The 14909-nt window shown below is 65.5% G+C and carries 13 protein-coding genes; 7 read left to right on the plus strand and 6 right to left on the minus strand.

Annotated elements, in window-relative coordinates; genetic code table 11:
* The first annotated feature begins 4 nt into the window (after window positions 1-4).
* Window positions 5-748 carry an SDR family oxidoreductase gene (locus tag JOZ00_RS09380; RefSeq protein ID WP_293343005.1) on the plus strand — a complete coding sequence of 248 codons (744 nt, stop codon included), beginning with the start codon at window positions 5-7 and terminating at the stop codon, window positions 746-748.
* Window positions 749-750: 2 nt separating this feature from the next.
* Here the strand turns inward: JOZ00_RS09380 and JOZ00_RS09385 are convergent, their stop codons facing one another.
* On the minus strand, window positions 751-1908 hold the full coding sequence (locus JOZ00_RS09385) for a Zn-dependent alcohol dehydrogenase (protein ID WP_293342907.1): 1158 nt from the start codon (window positions 1906-1908) through the stop codon (window positions 751-753).
* Window positions 1905-3140, minus strand: a complete 1236-nt coding sequence (locus tag JOZ00_RS09390; protein WP_293342910.1) for a cytochrome P450 — start codon at window positions 3138-3140, stop codon at window positions 1905-1907. The genes JOZ00_RS09385 and JOZ00_RS09390 overlap by 4 nt, the downstream gene beginning before the upstream one ends.
* 128 nt (window positions 3141-3268) lie before the next feature.
* Between JOZ00_RS09390 and JOZ00_RS09395 the strand changes: the two genes are divergently transcribed.
* From JOZ00_RS09395 to JOZ00_RS09420, 6 genes are all read left to right on the plus strand, one after another.
* Window positions 3269-3628: a Rieske (2Fe-2S) protein gene (locus JOZ00_RS09395; RefSeq protein WP_293343008.1), complete on the plus strand. Its 360-nt coding sequence runs from the start codon at window positions 3269-3271 to the stop codon at window positions 3626-3628.
* The gene (locus tag JOZ00_RS09400) at window positions 3625-4671 is read left to right on the plus strand and encodes an amidohydrolase family protein (RefSeq protein ID WP_293342913.1); all 1047 of its coding nucleotides are present in this window, start codon (window positions 3625-3627) and stop codon (window positions 4669-4671) included. The genes JOZ00_RS09395 and JOZ00_RS09400 overlap by 4 nt, the downstream gene beginning before the upstream one ends.
* On the plus strand, window positions 4668-5816 hold the full coding sequence (locus JOZ00_RS09405; RefSeq protein ID WP_293342915.1) for an amidohydrolase family protein: 1149 nt from the start codon (window positions 4668-4670) through the stop codon (window positions 5814-5816). Before JOZ00_RS09400 ends, JOZ00_RS09405 begins: the two co-directional genes overlap by 4 nt.
* Before the next feature lie 190 nt (window positions 5817-6006).
* On the plus strand, window positions 6007-6978 hold the full coding sequence (locus JOZ00_RS09410; protein WP_293342917.1) for an alpha/beta hydrolase: 972 nt from the start codon (window positions 6007-6009) through the stop codon (window positions 6976-6978).
* A gap of 179 nt (window positions 6979-7157) precedes the next feature.
* Window positions 7158-8300: an acyl-CoA dehydrogenase family protein gene (locus JOZ00_RS09415; protein ID WP_293342920.1), complete on the plus strand. Its 1143-nt coding sequence runs from the start codon at window positions 7158-7160 to the stop codon at window positions 8298-8300.
* Window positions 8297-9541: an acyl-CoA dehydrogenase family protein gene (locus JOZ00_RS09420; protein WP_293342923.1), complete on the plus strand. Its 1245-nt coding sequence runs from the start codon at window positions 8297-8299 to the stop codon at window positions 9539-9541. Before JOZ00_RS09415 ends, JOZ00_RS09420 begins: the two co-directional genes overlap by 4 nt.
* On the opposite strand, the gene JOZ00_RS09425 is transcribed toward JOZ00_RS09420, so the two are convergent.
* The 4 genes from JOZ00_RS09425 to JOZ00_RS09440 form a co-directional block, all read right to left on the minus strand.
* On the minus strand, window positions 9538-11502 hold the full coding sequence (locus JOZ00_RS09425; protein ID WP_293342926.1) for a SpoIIE family protein phosphatase: 1965 nt from the start codon (window positions 11500-11502) through the stop codon (window positions 9538-9540). The genes JOZ00_RS09420 and JOZ00_RS09425 overlap by 4 nt on opposite strands.
* Before the next feature lie 381 nt (window positions 11503-11883).
* The gene (locus JOZ00_RS09430; protein WP_293342929.1) at window positions 11884-13089 is read right to left on the minus strand and encodes an amidohydrolase family protein; all 1206 of its coding nucleotides are present in this window, start codon (window positions 13087-13089) and stop codon (window positions 11884-11886) included.
* Window positions 13090-13180: 91 nt separating this feature from the next.
* Window positions 13181-14209, minus strand: coding sequence for a hotdog fold thioesterase (locus JOZ00_RS09435; protein ID WP_293342932.1), 1029 nt, complete (start codon window positions 14207-14209; stop codon window positions 13181-13183).
* A 93-nt stretch (window positions 14210-14302) separates the two neighbouring features.
* Entirely contained in the window at window positions 14303-14659 is a 357-nt protein-coding gene (locus JOZ00_RS09440) for a hypothetical protein (RefSeq protein ID WP_293342936.1), read from the minus strand.
* Window positions 14660-14909 lie beyond the last annotated feature (250 nt).

The raw sequence follows: 14909 nt of genomic DNA on the forward strand, positions 1-14909 counted from the left end.
CCCGGTGACCGCCGGTGCGACCGCGCTGGTGACCGGGGGAGCCTCGGGCATCGGGCTCGAGGTCGTCGGACGGCTGCGCGACGCGGGCCACGACGTCGTGGTGTGGGACCTCAAGGGTGGCGATATCGCTTGTGATGTCAGCGATCCCGGCGCGGTGTCGGTCGCGATAGAGCGAACCGTACGCGAGCACGGTGTGCCGACCCGCGTCGTGACCTGTGCCGGGGTGGGCGCCTCGGGCCTGCTGCTCAAGCAGGAGCACGCGGAGTGGGAACGGGTGCTGGCCGTAAACCTCACAGGCACTTTCCTGACGATTCGCGCTGCCGCGCAAGCGATGGTCGAGGCCGGTGAAGGCGGTTCGATCGTTTCCGTCTCCAGCATCAGCGGCACCGTGGCCGACCGGGATATGGGCGCCTACTGTGTGTCGAAGGCGGGGGTGGACATGCTGGTGAAGGTCGCCGCCGTCGAGTGGGGCAGCTACGGGATCCGGGTGAACGCCGTCGGACCCGGCGTCACGAGAACCCCGATGCTGGCGAAGCCCGAGCAACTCCCCGGCTGGGTCGAGGGCTTGTCCGAACGGACGGCGCTGGGCGGTGTGGGCGTGGCCGCCGACGTCGCCGGGGCCATCGTGGGGGTCCTCGAATTGCCTTGGGTCACCGGACAAATCGTGCACGCCGACGGCGGCCTGGCGCTACACAGCCCGATCGACGCCTACGGTCAGATGCAACGGCTGATGGGCGGCAATCGGTAACCTCAGGCGATTCCGAAATCGACGATGCCCCGCACGATCTTGCCGTTGAGGAGATCGTCGTAGGCGTCGTTGATCTCGTCCAGGCGGTAGCGTCGGGTGATCATCTCTTCGAGCTGCAGCTGCCCGGTCTGATAGAGGCGGGCCAGCCGGTGGATGTCCGCCCTCGGATTGCACGAGCCGAACACGGTGCCCGCCAACGTCTTGTTCATCAGGATGAAGTCCTGCAGGTCGATCTTGACCGACCGAGTCAGCTGCGACGTCATGCCGGTCAGCACGCAGGTCCCACCCTTACGCGTGAGCTGCAGCGCGTCCCGGACGTCCGCAGCTGTGATCAGGGAGGGGGAGACCACCACGGCGTCGGCCATGACCCCGTACGTCAGGCCCCGCAGCAGATCCAGCGCCTCGGCGACGGTCGCGACGCTGTGCGTCGCGCCGAACCGCAACGCCGACTTCTGTTTGAATTCAACCGGATCGACGGCGATGATCTGCGCGGCGCCCCCGATCCGGGCGCCCTGGATGGCGCCCGTGCCGATCCCGCCGACGCCGATTACGGCGACGGTATCGCCGGCGCGCATGCCGGAGCGGTTGGCCACCGACCCATAGCCGGTGGGAATGGCGCAGGACAGCAACGCGCTCGGCACCAATGGCAGGTCCGGCTCGATCTTCACGAGCGAATCCGTCGAGACCACAGTGTGTTCGGCGAACGCGCCGACCTTGGCCAGATGGCCCAGGTTATGGCCGTCGGCGGTGTGATGGCGGAACGTTCCGTCGGTGGGCATCCCGGGGATCATGGTGCCGATGCCGACGTCGCACAGGTACTCCATCCCCGTCGCGCACCAACGGCATTGCCCGCATACCGCGACGAATGACATCACCACGTGGTCGCCCGGCGCGAAATCGGTTACGTCAGGGCCGACTTCGCGCACGATACCGGCTCCCTCATGACCGCCGATGGTGGGGAACATGGTCGGCAACCCCAGCGATCGCATCACCTCGTTGGGTGCCGACATGTCGCCTTTGAGGATGTGGTCGTCCGAGTGGCACAGGCCCGCCGCGGCCATCTGCACCAGGACTTCGCCGGCCTTGGGCGGGTCCAGTTCGAATTCCTCGACGGACCACGGCCCGCCCACGTCGTGCAGGATCGCCGCCTGGCTTTTCATGCGGCCGGGCTGAACGTGACCGGAAGTTTGTTGGGCGACCGGAAGGTGAGCCCGACGATCTTGGACTCCACAGCGGTGCCGTCGTCGGGCACGAAGGCCAAATCCTTCACGCGGTCGAACAGGCTGTTCAAGATGACCCGCGTTTCCAGCCGTGCCAGGTGCATACCGAGGCACATGTGGATACCGCCGGCGAATGCGATGTGAGCTTGCCGCGGTCGGCGGATGTCGAACGTGTTGGGGTCGGTCCAGCGCGTCTCGTCGCGGTTGGCCGAGCCTATGCACATGTCCACCTGCGCCTCGGCCGGGATGGCCTTGCCGCCGATTTCGATTTCTTCGGTCGTGGTCCGCATGACCATCGTCAGTGGCGTCTCGTAGCGCAGCCCCTCTTCGATGGCTATCGGAATCAACGACCGGTCCTGATAGACCGAAGCCAGCTGCTCGGGATGGGTCAGCAGCAGGTACAGCAGATTGCCCGACGAGCGGTAGGTCGTCTCCAGCCCGGCCGGAAGCAGTAGGCGCAGGAACGCGATGATGGCCTCGTCGGTCAGCTTTTCGCCGTCGATCTCGGCGGCGACCAGGTCACCGATGATGTCGTCGGTGGGTTTGCGCCGGCGCTGCTCGACCTGTTCGAGGAAGTAGCCGTGCAGCTCGGTCGCCGCGTTAAGGCCCGCCATGATGTCGGTCGGGATCGAGATGAGGTCCAGCGACAGCCGCCGGAACATGTCGAGGTCCTCCGGCGGCAGTCCGAGCAACGTGGAGATGATTCGCGTCGGGAACTCGAACGTCAGCGCCTTCACCAGATCGGCGTGACCATCGTTCTTGATTTCGTCGACCAGCTGATCGCACACCGGGCCGATGACCGACGGTTCCCAACGTTCCAGGGCGGTCGCCCGGAAAGCCTTGGCCACCAGGTTTCGGTGATCGTGGTGCTCCTTGCCGCCCATCGCCAGGATGGTGTGGCCCATGACCAATCCGATTGTCTTGTCGTAGGCGGCCGACGTGAAGATCCGGTCGTCGCGGAAGCCCTGAAACACGGCGTCGTAACCGAACAGCACCCACTCGTCGGCCGGCCGCAGTTCCTCGGGCATCTGTTCGGAGTCCATGAAGGCGCCGTGCCAGACCGGATCCCTGTGCCGCATGTACTCGAAGAACGGGTACGGGCTCGTCTCGCCGGTGGTGTCGAGGGTGACGGGTTGGCCCCCATAGTCGGGGTGTTCGGTGCGCAGCGCCATTGCCGCTCCTTCGGATATGGGAATATCGCTATCATAGTATAAATAGCAACGAAGCCCAACGACTTGTAGTGGCTACCGTAACGGGCACAGTATTGATACTGCGCGGCATCACGAAGGCGGTGATTCAAGTGCCCCAACGGCGATTCGTATGCTCGGCCGACGAGCTGCCGCCTGGTGCGATGAAACTGGTCGACGTCGGGAAATTCGGTGTGGGCGTGTACAACGTGCGCGGCGAGTTTTACGCCATCGTCAACTATTGCTCGCACGAAGGCGCGCCGCTGTGCCTCGGATTGATCGGCGGTACCAACGAATCCGCGCCGCACGAACCCGGCGGACTGCGGCGGGTCCGCGATGGCCAAATCGTCCGATGCCCTTGGCACAATTGGGAATTCGATATCACAACCGGTCAAAACGTCGCCGATTCGACGCGACGCATCCGGACGTACGAAGTCGACGTCACCGACGGGGAGGTGTATCTCACCGCATGAGCCCGATCGTCGATGCCAACTTGCAGCCGCATTTTCGCTACAACGCCGAAATCCGGCGCTATCTCGCGGCGGCCCACCAGCTGCGGTCGATCCCCGACGTCGAACAGCAGTGGTATCAGGCTCCCGGGGGTGACTATCGCGCGGATCTCTACGGCGAGCACTACCCGGGGTCGGATCCCGAGACCGTCGCCCGGCACCTGTTCGATGAGGCCGGCGTCGCGTACGCCATCCTGAACCCGCTGACGCGCGGCAACATCGCCGATTATCTACTCAACAGCCGAATTTGCGCGGCAGTCAATGACTGGCTGCTCGACCGGTGGCTGGAGCCCGACACCACGAACCGGTTTCTGGGCACCATTCGCGTCAATCCCGAAGACCCCAAGGGCGCGGTCGCGGAAATCGAGCGTCTCGCCGATCATCCGAAGCTGGTCCAGGTCGGTGTCCCGATGCAGTCGCGCGAGCCATACGGCAAGCCGGTGTTCGAGCCGATCTGGGAGGCCGCCGCAGCCCACGGCCTGCCGGTCGCGGTGCACATCAACGGCGGCAACGGCGTCGACTACGCGCCGACCTTCGCCGGCCACGCCCACACCTACCCGGGGTATGCGGCCTTCATGCCGCTGAACTACTTCGTCCACCTGTCCACGCTGATCGTCGAGGGCGTGTTCGGTAGGCACCCGAACCTGAAATTCGTGTTCGCCGACGGCGGCTACGACATCCTCACCCCGTTGATCTGGCGACTGGACACCTTCTGGTTGTCGATGCGCGACCAGACGCCGTGGGTCGACCGCTATCCCAGCGAGTACTTGCCCGGCCATGTCCGGTTCTGCTCGTCGGCCTTCGACGGACCGGTGGAAACCGAGAACACCAAACGCTGGATCGATTTCACCGGCAAGGCCGACTTGCTGATGTACGGGTCGAGTTATCCGCACTGGTCCGCGCTGACGCCCGACGTGGCGACCGCCGGCCTCGACGATGCGCAACGAGACAAGGTGTTGTGGCAGAACGCCAGTGAGCTCTACGGGCTGAAGGAGAGTGTCCTATGACCACGATCGAGCGGGTCGAATCGGCACGCGGTCACTCCGACGAAATAGCGGTCACCATCGTCGACACCGATGTGCACCCCCTGCCGGTATCGGCCGACGTGCTCAAGTCCTACGCACCGGCCGACTGGGTGGACAAGATCTGGCCGTCCGGAAACGCGGTCGCACCTGTGCCGCACTTCTACGACACCCCGGATTCGTACAAGACCATGTCGCTGCGACTCGACGCCGCGCCGCCGGGCGGCGGGGTCGCCGGCAGCGACCCGGACTTCGCCGCCAAACAGTTGCTCGTGGATGCCGGCGTGAGCATCGCGTCGCTAGAGCCGATGTGCGACGCGCAGCTGCCGCAGGCCGAGCACGTGCTGAAGGCGACGTACAACGACTGGCTCGCCGACGTGTGGCTGGACCGATACAACGCGCACGGCCGCTGGCGCGGCTCCATCAGCGTCAGCGCCCAGACACCCGAGCACGCCGCGCGCGAGATCGAACGGTGGGCCGGCCACCCCTACATGGCTCAGGTGCTGATGACACCGCAGACTCGCGGAATCCCGTTCGGCAACCCGCATTTCGATCCCATCTACGAAGCCGCGTCGCGCAACGGGTTCCCGGTCGCCACGCACCTGATGGGTCAGACGCCGTTCGAGTTGATCCCGATCTACCCCGTCGGCAATCCCGCGCACTGGCACGATTTCTTCGCGGCCTGGCCGCTGCTTTACGTCTCGCACCTGATGAGCCTGGTGTTCGACGGCGCCTTCGACCGGCACCCCGATCTCCGGGTGGTCTTCGTTGAGGGCGGCTTCACGTGGGCGATGCCGGTGATGTCACGGATGGACCGGATCTGGGAAGCGCGCCGTGGCGACCTGCCGCAGGTGCGTCGCCGCCCGTCGGACTATGTGCGCGAGCACGTGCGCTTCACCACCCAGCCGCTGGAGGATGTCGACACCGTTGCGTTCCGCCAGTACCTGGAGATGATGGACCTGGGCGACAACCTCATGTTCTCGACGGACTATCCGCACTGGAGCTATGACGCTCCGGCGTACGCGATCAACCGGTTCCCGGCCGAGCACCGCGAGCGGATCATGCGGGGCAATGCGACGGCCCTGTACGGGCTACCGACGACAGTGAAGGCGCTGCCGGGGGAGCGGTGAGCCGGCGGGGCTACGCCGGGCAGGAGTCCGAGGTCACGCACACCGCGGCCGGCTGGATCACCTGACTGTTGGCGCGTGGCAACGACAAGTACCTCATCGTTCACCGTGCGGAAACGCAGGTCTACCTTGAAGGGAACGTCCAGCAAGGTCCCGGCCGGGGCCGGACAATGAGTCCGAGAGATGAGAGGGTATGACGCAGACGAATCTGACGCGCCCACAAGGCCTTAACCGCATCGACCCCGCGCTGCGGGATGCCGCCATCGAACACGGCGCCTTCGAATTCCGCACCGAGACGTTGCCCGCCGAGCGGGAGCAGGCCGACCGGCTCGCGGCCGAGCGCGCCGCAGCGGTGGACACCAGCGGTGTCGCCGTCGAAACGCGATCCATCGCCGGTCCGGGCGGCCACCAGCTGAACCTGCGTTTCTACCGGGGGCCCGACCTGGATCAGGCGCAGTCGGCTCTACCGCTGGTCCTCTATGCGCACGGCGGGGGGTTTGTGACCGGAAATCTGGACACCGACCACGCGCAATGCGTGGAGCTGGCCCGAGCCGGCGGCTGCCTGCTGGTATCGGTCGACTACCGGCTCGCGCCGGAGCACAAGTGCCCCGCGGCGCTGGACGATGTCGAGGCCGGTTTCTACTACGCCATCCGTAATTCCGCCGAGCTCAACGTGGACGTCGGTCGCATCGCCGTGATGGGTCGGGACGCGGGCGCCGCGCTGGTCGCGGGCCTGACGCAGCGGATGTTCGACGACGAGGGGCCACAGATCCTGGTGCAGATCCTGCACCAGCCGATGCTCGACTCCGATGCCACGCCGTCGCGGCGCGAGTTTCAGCGCACCCCGGGTCTCAACGGTCCCGCGGTGAGCCGGGCCTGGAACCACTACCTGGGCCATGCCAGCGCCAGCGGTCAACACGTGCCCGCACACCGCGCCAACCTCGAGGGTCTGCCGCCCACCTTCATCAGCTGCTCGGAGATCGATCCGTGCCGCGACGAAGCCATCGACTACGCCAACCGGCTGCTGCACGCCTACGTACACACCGAATTGCACGTCATCGCAGCGGCTTTCAATGGATTCGACACGTTGGTTCCCGATTGGGATGTCTCTCAAGAGAACCGGGCCCTGCATGCCCGGTCGCTGCGTCGCGTGTTCGCCATGTAGTGGGTGAACGCCATCACTATCGACTGCACTCCGGTATCTCTTACCGTAGGGAGCATTGCTAACATCGGAGTCGCCAGCGAACTCCGACGAGAAGCGATCAGCCGGATGGTCAAACGGCGAAGTAGTTTCCCTTCCCTGCAGCTCAGCACTCGAATGCCACAAAGGATCCCGTCGGCCGCATGACTACACTCGACTCGCCCGAAAAGACGCTTTTCACCTCCACGACCCAAGCCTTCCTGGACAAGGAGGTGCCACTGCGCCGCGTGCGAGAGTTGCATGCCGCGGGGGTCTCGTTCGATTCGGCGTGGTGGCAGCGCGCCACGGAGCTCGGCTGGACGAGCCTGCTGGTCCCGGACGAGCTGGGCGGCGGCAGCGTATCGGACAGTGGCCTGTCGGATCTGGCTACGGTCGCCGAGCAACTCGGCAGGACGGTGGCGCCCGGACCGCTGTATCCGGTCAGCGTCGTGCTGACGGCCCTCGCCGAGTGCGCGGATCGCCAGGCGCACGCCGCCACCATCGAGGCGCTGATGTCGGGTGAACAGGTGGCGTCCTGGGCGGTGTGCGAGCCGGGTCAAGGCTGGGCGCCGCTGAATCCGTCGGTGACGGCCGAGCCGACCGAATCTGGCTATCGCATCGACGGCATCAAGGACCGGGTCGAAGCCGGCGCCCAGAGCGGCGTGCTGTTGGTCGTGGCGCGATGCGGTGGCGACATTCGCCAGTTCCTGGTCCCGACGGACGCGCCGGGCGTCACGGTTGAGCCCCAGCAGTCGGTGGACCTGGTCAAGCAGTACGCCCGAGTGCGTTTCGACGGTGTCGTCGTGCAGGGCTCCGCCGCGGTCGGCACCGCCGCTGAGACCGCCGCGCTGATCGAGCGGCAGAGCCAGATCGCCCAAGTGCTGCAGTGCGCCGAGGTGGTCGGTGTACTGCAGACGGTGTTCGACCTCACCACCCAATGGGCCTTGGACCGCCACACTTTCGGCCGCCCGCTGGCGTCCTACCAAGCCCTCAAACACCGGTTCGCCGATATGAAGCTGTGGCTGGAGGCCTGTCGCGCGACGACCGCGGCCGCGGTCGCCGACATCGCCGGTGGTTCACCCACGGCGGGCTTGTCCGCCAGCATCGCGAAGTCGTATGTGAGCGAGATGGCCGGCCAGATCGTTCAGGCGTGTGTGCAGATGCATGGCGGGATCGGCGTCACGTGGGAGCACGACCTGCACCTGTATCTGCGCCGGGTCACGTTGTACCGGTCCATGTTCGGGACGCCGGAGGAACACAACCTGCGCGTGTACGAGTACGAGAAAGCGGCCCGGTCAGCCACATGACGAAGACCGAATCCGTTGCCGAGTTCGCCGCCCGGGCCAGGGCGTGGTTGGCGGACAACATGCCCGCCATCGACCCCGAGGCCCCGCCGCCCGCGCCGCGCGACGAAGAGCGATCGTGGCTGCGCGCCCGTGAACTGCAAAAGCGTTTGTACGAAGGGGGATTGGCAGGTATCTGCTTTCCCCGCGAGTACGGTGGCCTGGGGCTCGACTACGAGTATCAGAGGGCTTTCGACGTGGAGAGCCTCTCGTATGAGATGCCGTTGATCCTCAACATCCCGACGTTCACCATCTGCTGCGCCACCCTGCTCGACACCGGCACCGAAGACCAGAAGAAGCGGCACATCGCCGCGGCGCTGCGGGGCGATGAGGTGCTGGTGCAGCTACTGAGCGAACCCAGTGGGGGATCGGATCTGGCCGGTGTCCTGACCCGGGCCGAACGACAAGGCGACCGATGGGTTCTCAACGGCGCCAAGACGTGGAGTACCAGCGCGTTCGCGGCCGACTACGGACTGTGCCTGGCGCGCACCAACTGGGCTGTGCCCAAGCACGAGGGCCTGACGATGTTTCTGGTGCCGATCCATCATCCCGGAATCACGTTGCGCCACATCACGATGCTGAGCGGCTCGAAGGAGTTTTGTGAGGAATTCCTCGACGGGGTGGACGTCGGTGACGACGCCGTCGTGGGTGAGGTCAACGGCGGCTGGGCGGTGGCGTCGCGTCAGCTCTATCACGAACGCCGTGCGGTCGGACAAGGCTCGGAATTCGCCAGCGGAAGCGGCAGCGAGGGTGGCAACGCGAATCCCGTTGACTACGTTGCCCTTGCGGAGCAGACGGGCCAGGCCGACAACGAACGCGTGCAGCAGATGGCCGGCCGGGTCCTGGTACACCGCGCCGTCGCGCAGCAACTGATCGCGCACGTGTACACCAGTGTCCGCGACGGGGAGCTGCCGCCTGCCGCCGGAACGCTCATCCGGCTGTTTCACTCCGAGACGGTGACTCTGGATGTGGACACCGCCCTGGCGATCGCGGGAGCCTCCGGTGTGGTCGGGGAACCCGGCGCGGGCCTGCAGACCGGACTACGGTCGCTGGCGCGCCAGACGGTCGCCATCGGCGGCGGGACAACGGAGATGGCGCGCAATGTCATTGGCGAGCGGGTGCTGGGGTTCCCCCGGGAATATGCAGCCGACCGCGGGGTGCCGTTCAACCAAGTGCGGCATGGCAGGCGATCCGACTCGCCCTAACCTTCGGCGACGACATTCTCGGCAAGGCTGCTGACAACCGGAATCTGGACGAGGGACAGGACGTGGTGCGCCGGGCTCGCCGGCGGGGCCACCAATACGTACTCGCTGCCGTGGCGGCGGGCTCGATCGCGTGCCGCCACCAGCGCGCTGACGCCCGCCGATCCCAGGTGGGTGACGGCGCTCAGGTCGATCGTCAACGGGGCTATGCCGGAACGACTTTCGACCGCGATCTGACGATCCAAGGTGGATGCGGTGTCGGAGTCGACGTCGCCGCTGACCATGATGCGACCGGGTTCGATGATGGTGGAGACGAATTCGGAGTTGACCGCCCGCTGCTGGGCCGCGCGGCTGACCAGCGTGTCGGTGACGAAGTTGGCGGGTCGCCAGAGGCGGTGCGTCAGACTGGCCGTCGTCCCGTCGGCTCCGCGGGTGATGTGCGCCCGGGACACCAGGGCTTCGGCCATGGCCAGCCCGCGTCCGCGGCCCTTCTCGCCTTCGCGGTAGTCCTTCCAGCGGCCGTGATCTATGACCGACGCGTGCAGGTTGCCGTCGCCGGAAAGCGAAGCTTCGAGGATGACGGTGCCGGAAGGCTGTTTCGCATAGCCGTGTTCGACCGCGTTCTCGACGAATTCGGAAACGGCGTGTACGACATCGGAGATGTCGTCGGCGTCGGCGCCGATCTCCGCCAGCCACTCGCGCAACCGGGAGCGCACCGCGCGCGCCGCGTGAATGGTGGCATCCAGCGTCATGTTCAGTGGGGGCGGTGGCGTGCGAACCTGCGTCGCGAGCAGTGTGACGTCGTCGTTGTAGCCGGTAGAGCGCAGCAGCAATTCCAGTGTGTCCGAGCAGATTCGGTCGATAGGGCGCATCGACGACTCGATGACGAAGCCGCTCTGGCCGCTGGCGATGTTCGCGGCCAGCTCGGCGAATTCGGCGGTGCTGGCCACCAGCGGCCGGCCGGGGCGCTCGATCAGGCCGTCGGTATAGAGCAGGATGACGTCGCCCACGCCAACGACTTCGGTGCGGACGGGAAAGCCGGTGCCGCTGCCCAACGGTCCGGCGCCGGTTGGTTCCAGGTAACGGGAGTCCGCGTCGGCGCCGACCAGCAGCGGTGGCGGGTGTCCGGCGGTGCAGTACTGGAATTCGCCTGTGGCGAATTCCAGTGCGCCGATGCAGATCGTGGCCGAACTCGAGCCGGGCACGTGCTCGTGGAAGCTGTCGACTGCCGCGAGGGCCTCGGTGATCGCGTGCCCCGCCAGGATCTGCATTCGTAACGCGGTGCGCAACTGCGACATCACCGCGGCGGCTTCGATGCCGTGGCCGACCACATCCCCGACGATGAGGACCAGCCGATCCCCTCGGGGTATCGCATCGAACCAGTCGCCACCGGCCGCGGTGTCCTCCGCCGCGACAAGGTACTCGGCGGTGACGTCGGCGCCGGGAATCACCGGTACGGATGGTGCCAGCAAGGCCTGCTGCATCACGGTGGCCGAATCGCGTACGTTGCGATAGCGCTCGGACAGTTCCTCCATACGCGCCTCGGCGGCCGCCCGTGCCCGCACCCGTTCCGTGACGTCGTCGAAGATGATCTGAACGCCCTCGATGGTTCCGTCTTCGCCCCGGCGCGCAGTCACCAGAAAGTCGAAGAACCGCTCCTGGACACCCGTGCCGTCGTAGTCGGCTTGCAGCCGCCACTCCGCCCCGATCTGTGAATCACCCGTTTGGTAAACCCGGTCGAGCATCTCGAAGATCTGCTGGCTACCGAGTTCGGGGTAGACCTCGCGCGCGAGCAGCCCGATGGGATCGGGCTTCGGACTCAAGGGGCGATAAGCGGCGTTGACCGCGACAAATCGATGATCGGGCCCCTCCAAGCCGATCAGCGCCGCGGGCACGCTTTCGAAGATGCGACGCACATCGTCGGCCGCGCCCACGGCTTTGTCCCAGTGCTTTTCGGCCACCACCCGGCCGCCCTCCTAAAGGTGCCTCCGACCGACCTGCATGCGGGACCGAGTCGGAAACCAGGTCAAATGGGTTGACCAATTCTGCACACGTCGTGGATCAGATTACAACGGGAACCGGTGCTTTGAGCAACGGTTCCCTAACCGTCCGCTTGGTGTCGCCTCGGGCCCATGGGCGAATAGATTCAAAGTAATGGGCGCACAGGCGGCTTCGTCGATCAGCCGGTTCGCAACGAACGGCGACTTTCCAGCGAACCTCAAGCGTCGCAGGCTTACTCGGCAGGGCCGGCAGCGATCTCGTTGCTCGCGTGTGCCAAAGCATTCAGCGCGCCGAATCCCGGTGAGCCATCGGACATCTCACCGGGAAACGGCACTGCTATTCGATCAGGCTGAGACGGGCTTCTTGGCCGGCTTCGAAACCTTCATGAGCTTCATCAGGTTGCCGCCCATGATCTTGGCGATGTCTTCTTCGGAGAAGTCCGTCAGCTCGTCGACGAAGCTGATCGGGTCCTTGAGGCCCTCGGGGTGCGGCCAGTCGGAGCCGAACATCACCCGGTCGGTTCCCACCATGTTCACGATCTCGTTGAACCGGTCCTCCCAGAACGGGGTGATGTAGACGCAGCGCTTGAACGCCTCGATCGGGTCCTCGCTGAACGATTGCGGCATTTTCTTGTAGACACCCTTGAGGCCCTTGAACAGATCGGGCACCCAGTCGGCGCCGTTTTCGATCGACAGAATCCGCAGCTCGGGGTTGCGGGACAGCGCGCCGTGGCACACCAGCGCGCCCATCGCGTCCAGGATCGGCCGATGGCCCATCGCAAAGCTGCGGAAGGCGGTCGGCTTGAACGGCAGGAACTCGTCGCCCGGCTCCCAGACGTTGGCGAACTCGGAGTAGCCGCTGTCGGAGGCGTGCATCGAGACCGGGATCTCGGCCTTGATGCAGGCCTGCCAGAAGGTGTCGAACTCTTCGAGCCCGAACGACCGGCTGCCCTTATAACCGGGGACCGGGGCCGGGCGGACCAGGATGGTGCGGGCCCCGCGCTCCAGACACCACTGCAGCTCCTCGAGGGCGCGATCGACGATTGGCAGGGTGATCACCGGGGTGGCAAAAATCCGGTCCTGGTAGTTGAACGTCCACTGCTCGTGCATCCACTCGTTGAGCGCGTGGATGACGTCGTGGGTCATCTCAGGGTCGTCCTTCAGACGCTCCTCGACCAGGCTGGCCAGGGTCGGGAACATCAGGGCGTAATCGATGCCGAGCTCGTCCATGACCTCGAGGCGCGCACCCGGCTCGCGGAACGCTGGGATGGCCTTCATCGGCTCGCCGAGGATTTCGCGGTAGGTCTTGCCCTGCGCGCCGTTGCGGAAGTAGTCCTCCTGGGCGCCGGGCTTTGCGACCTTCTCGAAGGTCGGGTTGGGGATGTACTCGCTGATGTGGCCGCGCACCACGATCTTGGTGCGGCCGCGGACCTGCACGTAGTCGATGACGTTCTTGCGCTTGTCCGGGAGGAACTTGGTCAGCGCCTCCTGCGGCTCGTACATGTGGTTGTCGGCGTCGAACACGGGGAAGGAAAGCTCGCGAGAGGGCATGGCGATCTCCTTGGGCGAAGTCTTGGGTTCTCTATCTGTGGTAATGACGTTACCACTTTTGTACAACAAGGTGTACCGGCGCTGCGGCCGCTCAGGCCCGCGGCCAGTCGGGGAGCTTCGGCGTCGCTCCATCAATCACCGCGAAGTTCACCGTCGCAGTGGCCAGGAGTTCCTCGTCGTCGCCGTAAATGTCCACCTGCATGACCATCGCCCGGCGGCCTGACCGCAGCATTCGCGGGACGGCGAAGGCCGACCCTTGCCGGATGGGTCGCAGGTAGCGGATGAACAGGTCGGCGGTCGTCATCGTGGTGCCCGGCTGCAGATAGCCCAGCCCGAACTGGCCCCCCGCCACGTCGACGAGCGTGGCGATCAAACCGCCCTGCAGCGCGCCGGACGTATTGACCACCTGCGGGCTCACGGGCATGGTCATCGCGAATTCGCCGTCGCGGGTGCCCGGGCGCATGCCGATCTGGGCGAACAGCTCGCCCAGTGAGGGCGGGGCCGACTCCTCCTCGACGTCGCGGATCCCGAGCGCACGGTTGCAGAAGTCATACAGCTGGCCGGTGTCGACCGGGGTGCCGTTCAATTCGGCTCCCAGCCAATGCAATCGCTGCGCGCCCATCACCGTTTGCATGACGATCGCCGCCGCCGCACCCACGTCCAATCCGGGGTTGAAGACTCCTTCGGTGATGCCCTGCCCGACGATGTCGCGAATCAGCCGATGCAAGGGGGAGAGGACCCGGGCGTATTCGCGAGGACGGGTTTCGGCCAAATGCTGGTTGTAGAGGGTCAATGCCCGATTGAGGCTGTCTTGGGTACTCGATTCGGGTTGTTGGCTGATGCGGTCGATCACCAATTTCAGCGCCGCGGTGCTGTCCAGCCCCGTCGTCTCGGCGCGCCAGGTCTGCACCGATTGAGCAATGGTCCTGTCGAACAGGGCCAGCAGCAATTCGTCTTTACTGCTGAAGTGCTGATAAAAGGCGCGCAGTGACGTCTTGGAGCGCGCCACGACTTCTTGCACGGTGAAATCGGTGCGTCCCGTTTCACCCAATATCTCGACGGCGGTCTTGATGAATCGGTCGCCGCGGGTCACCGCAACGTCGTCGCCGGGGTCGGCCATCAGCGCTTAGCCCCTTCCATCGCGCGGTCCTTGCATTACGAGAATGAGGTTACCGCGCGCTTTGGCCTATTCGCGAAATTGACCTCTTTGAGTTCACGCCTTGGGGCAGAAAATCCCGAGTATCTGCTGGCAGTTGTCCCTGGTGATGAGCGCCGGCGGGGGCTTCGGGGGCGGGTTATCGCCGTCCCAAATCATATTGGAGACATTGCCCATGCCAGGCCAGAGGTAGTAGTAGGTATGGCACACGTTCGTGTCCCAGCCGCGAAAGGGATCGGTGACGTGGTTACCGGTCGCGGGGAGGGGTTCCCCCGGGCACCAATGGTGTGCCGGGCCCCAATCCGGGTTGTCTGCCTGGGCTATCCCTGCGGTAAGCCCGCCACCGGCGAGCGCCAGACCACCCGACAGCACTGCGCCGGCGATGATCTTCTTCAGTGTGCGGATGGCGTCCACGGCGCGATCCCTTCGTTGCTTGTCGGCCGTGGCATGGGCGACGGCTAGCGAAAGATTTTCGTCTTCTGCTGGCTACCGATCCCAAACCTCTATCGGTTCCACAATGGCGCCGAAGTGGGCACGCACACCGCGAGTTATCGGCCACGCAGCCGGGCGCTTTTCGCCATTCCTCGTATCCGCGCAGCTTCGGACCCGCAGACTGTGGTTCATCGTCGATGTCGAAAAGAGAGGAAGCGCAGCAAATGCCCTC

This window comes from Mycobacterium sp., from assembly GCF_019243155.1.
GTDB lineage: Bacteria > Actinomycetota > Actinomycetes > Mycobacteriales > Mycobacteriaceae > Mycobacterium.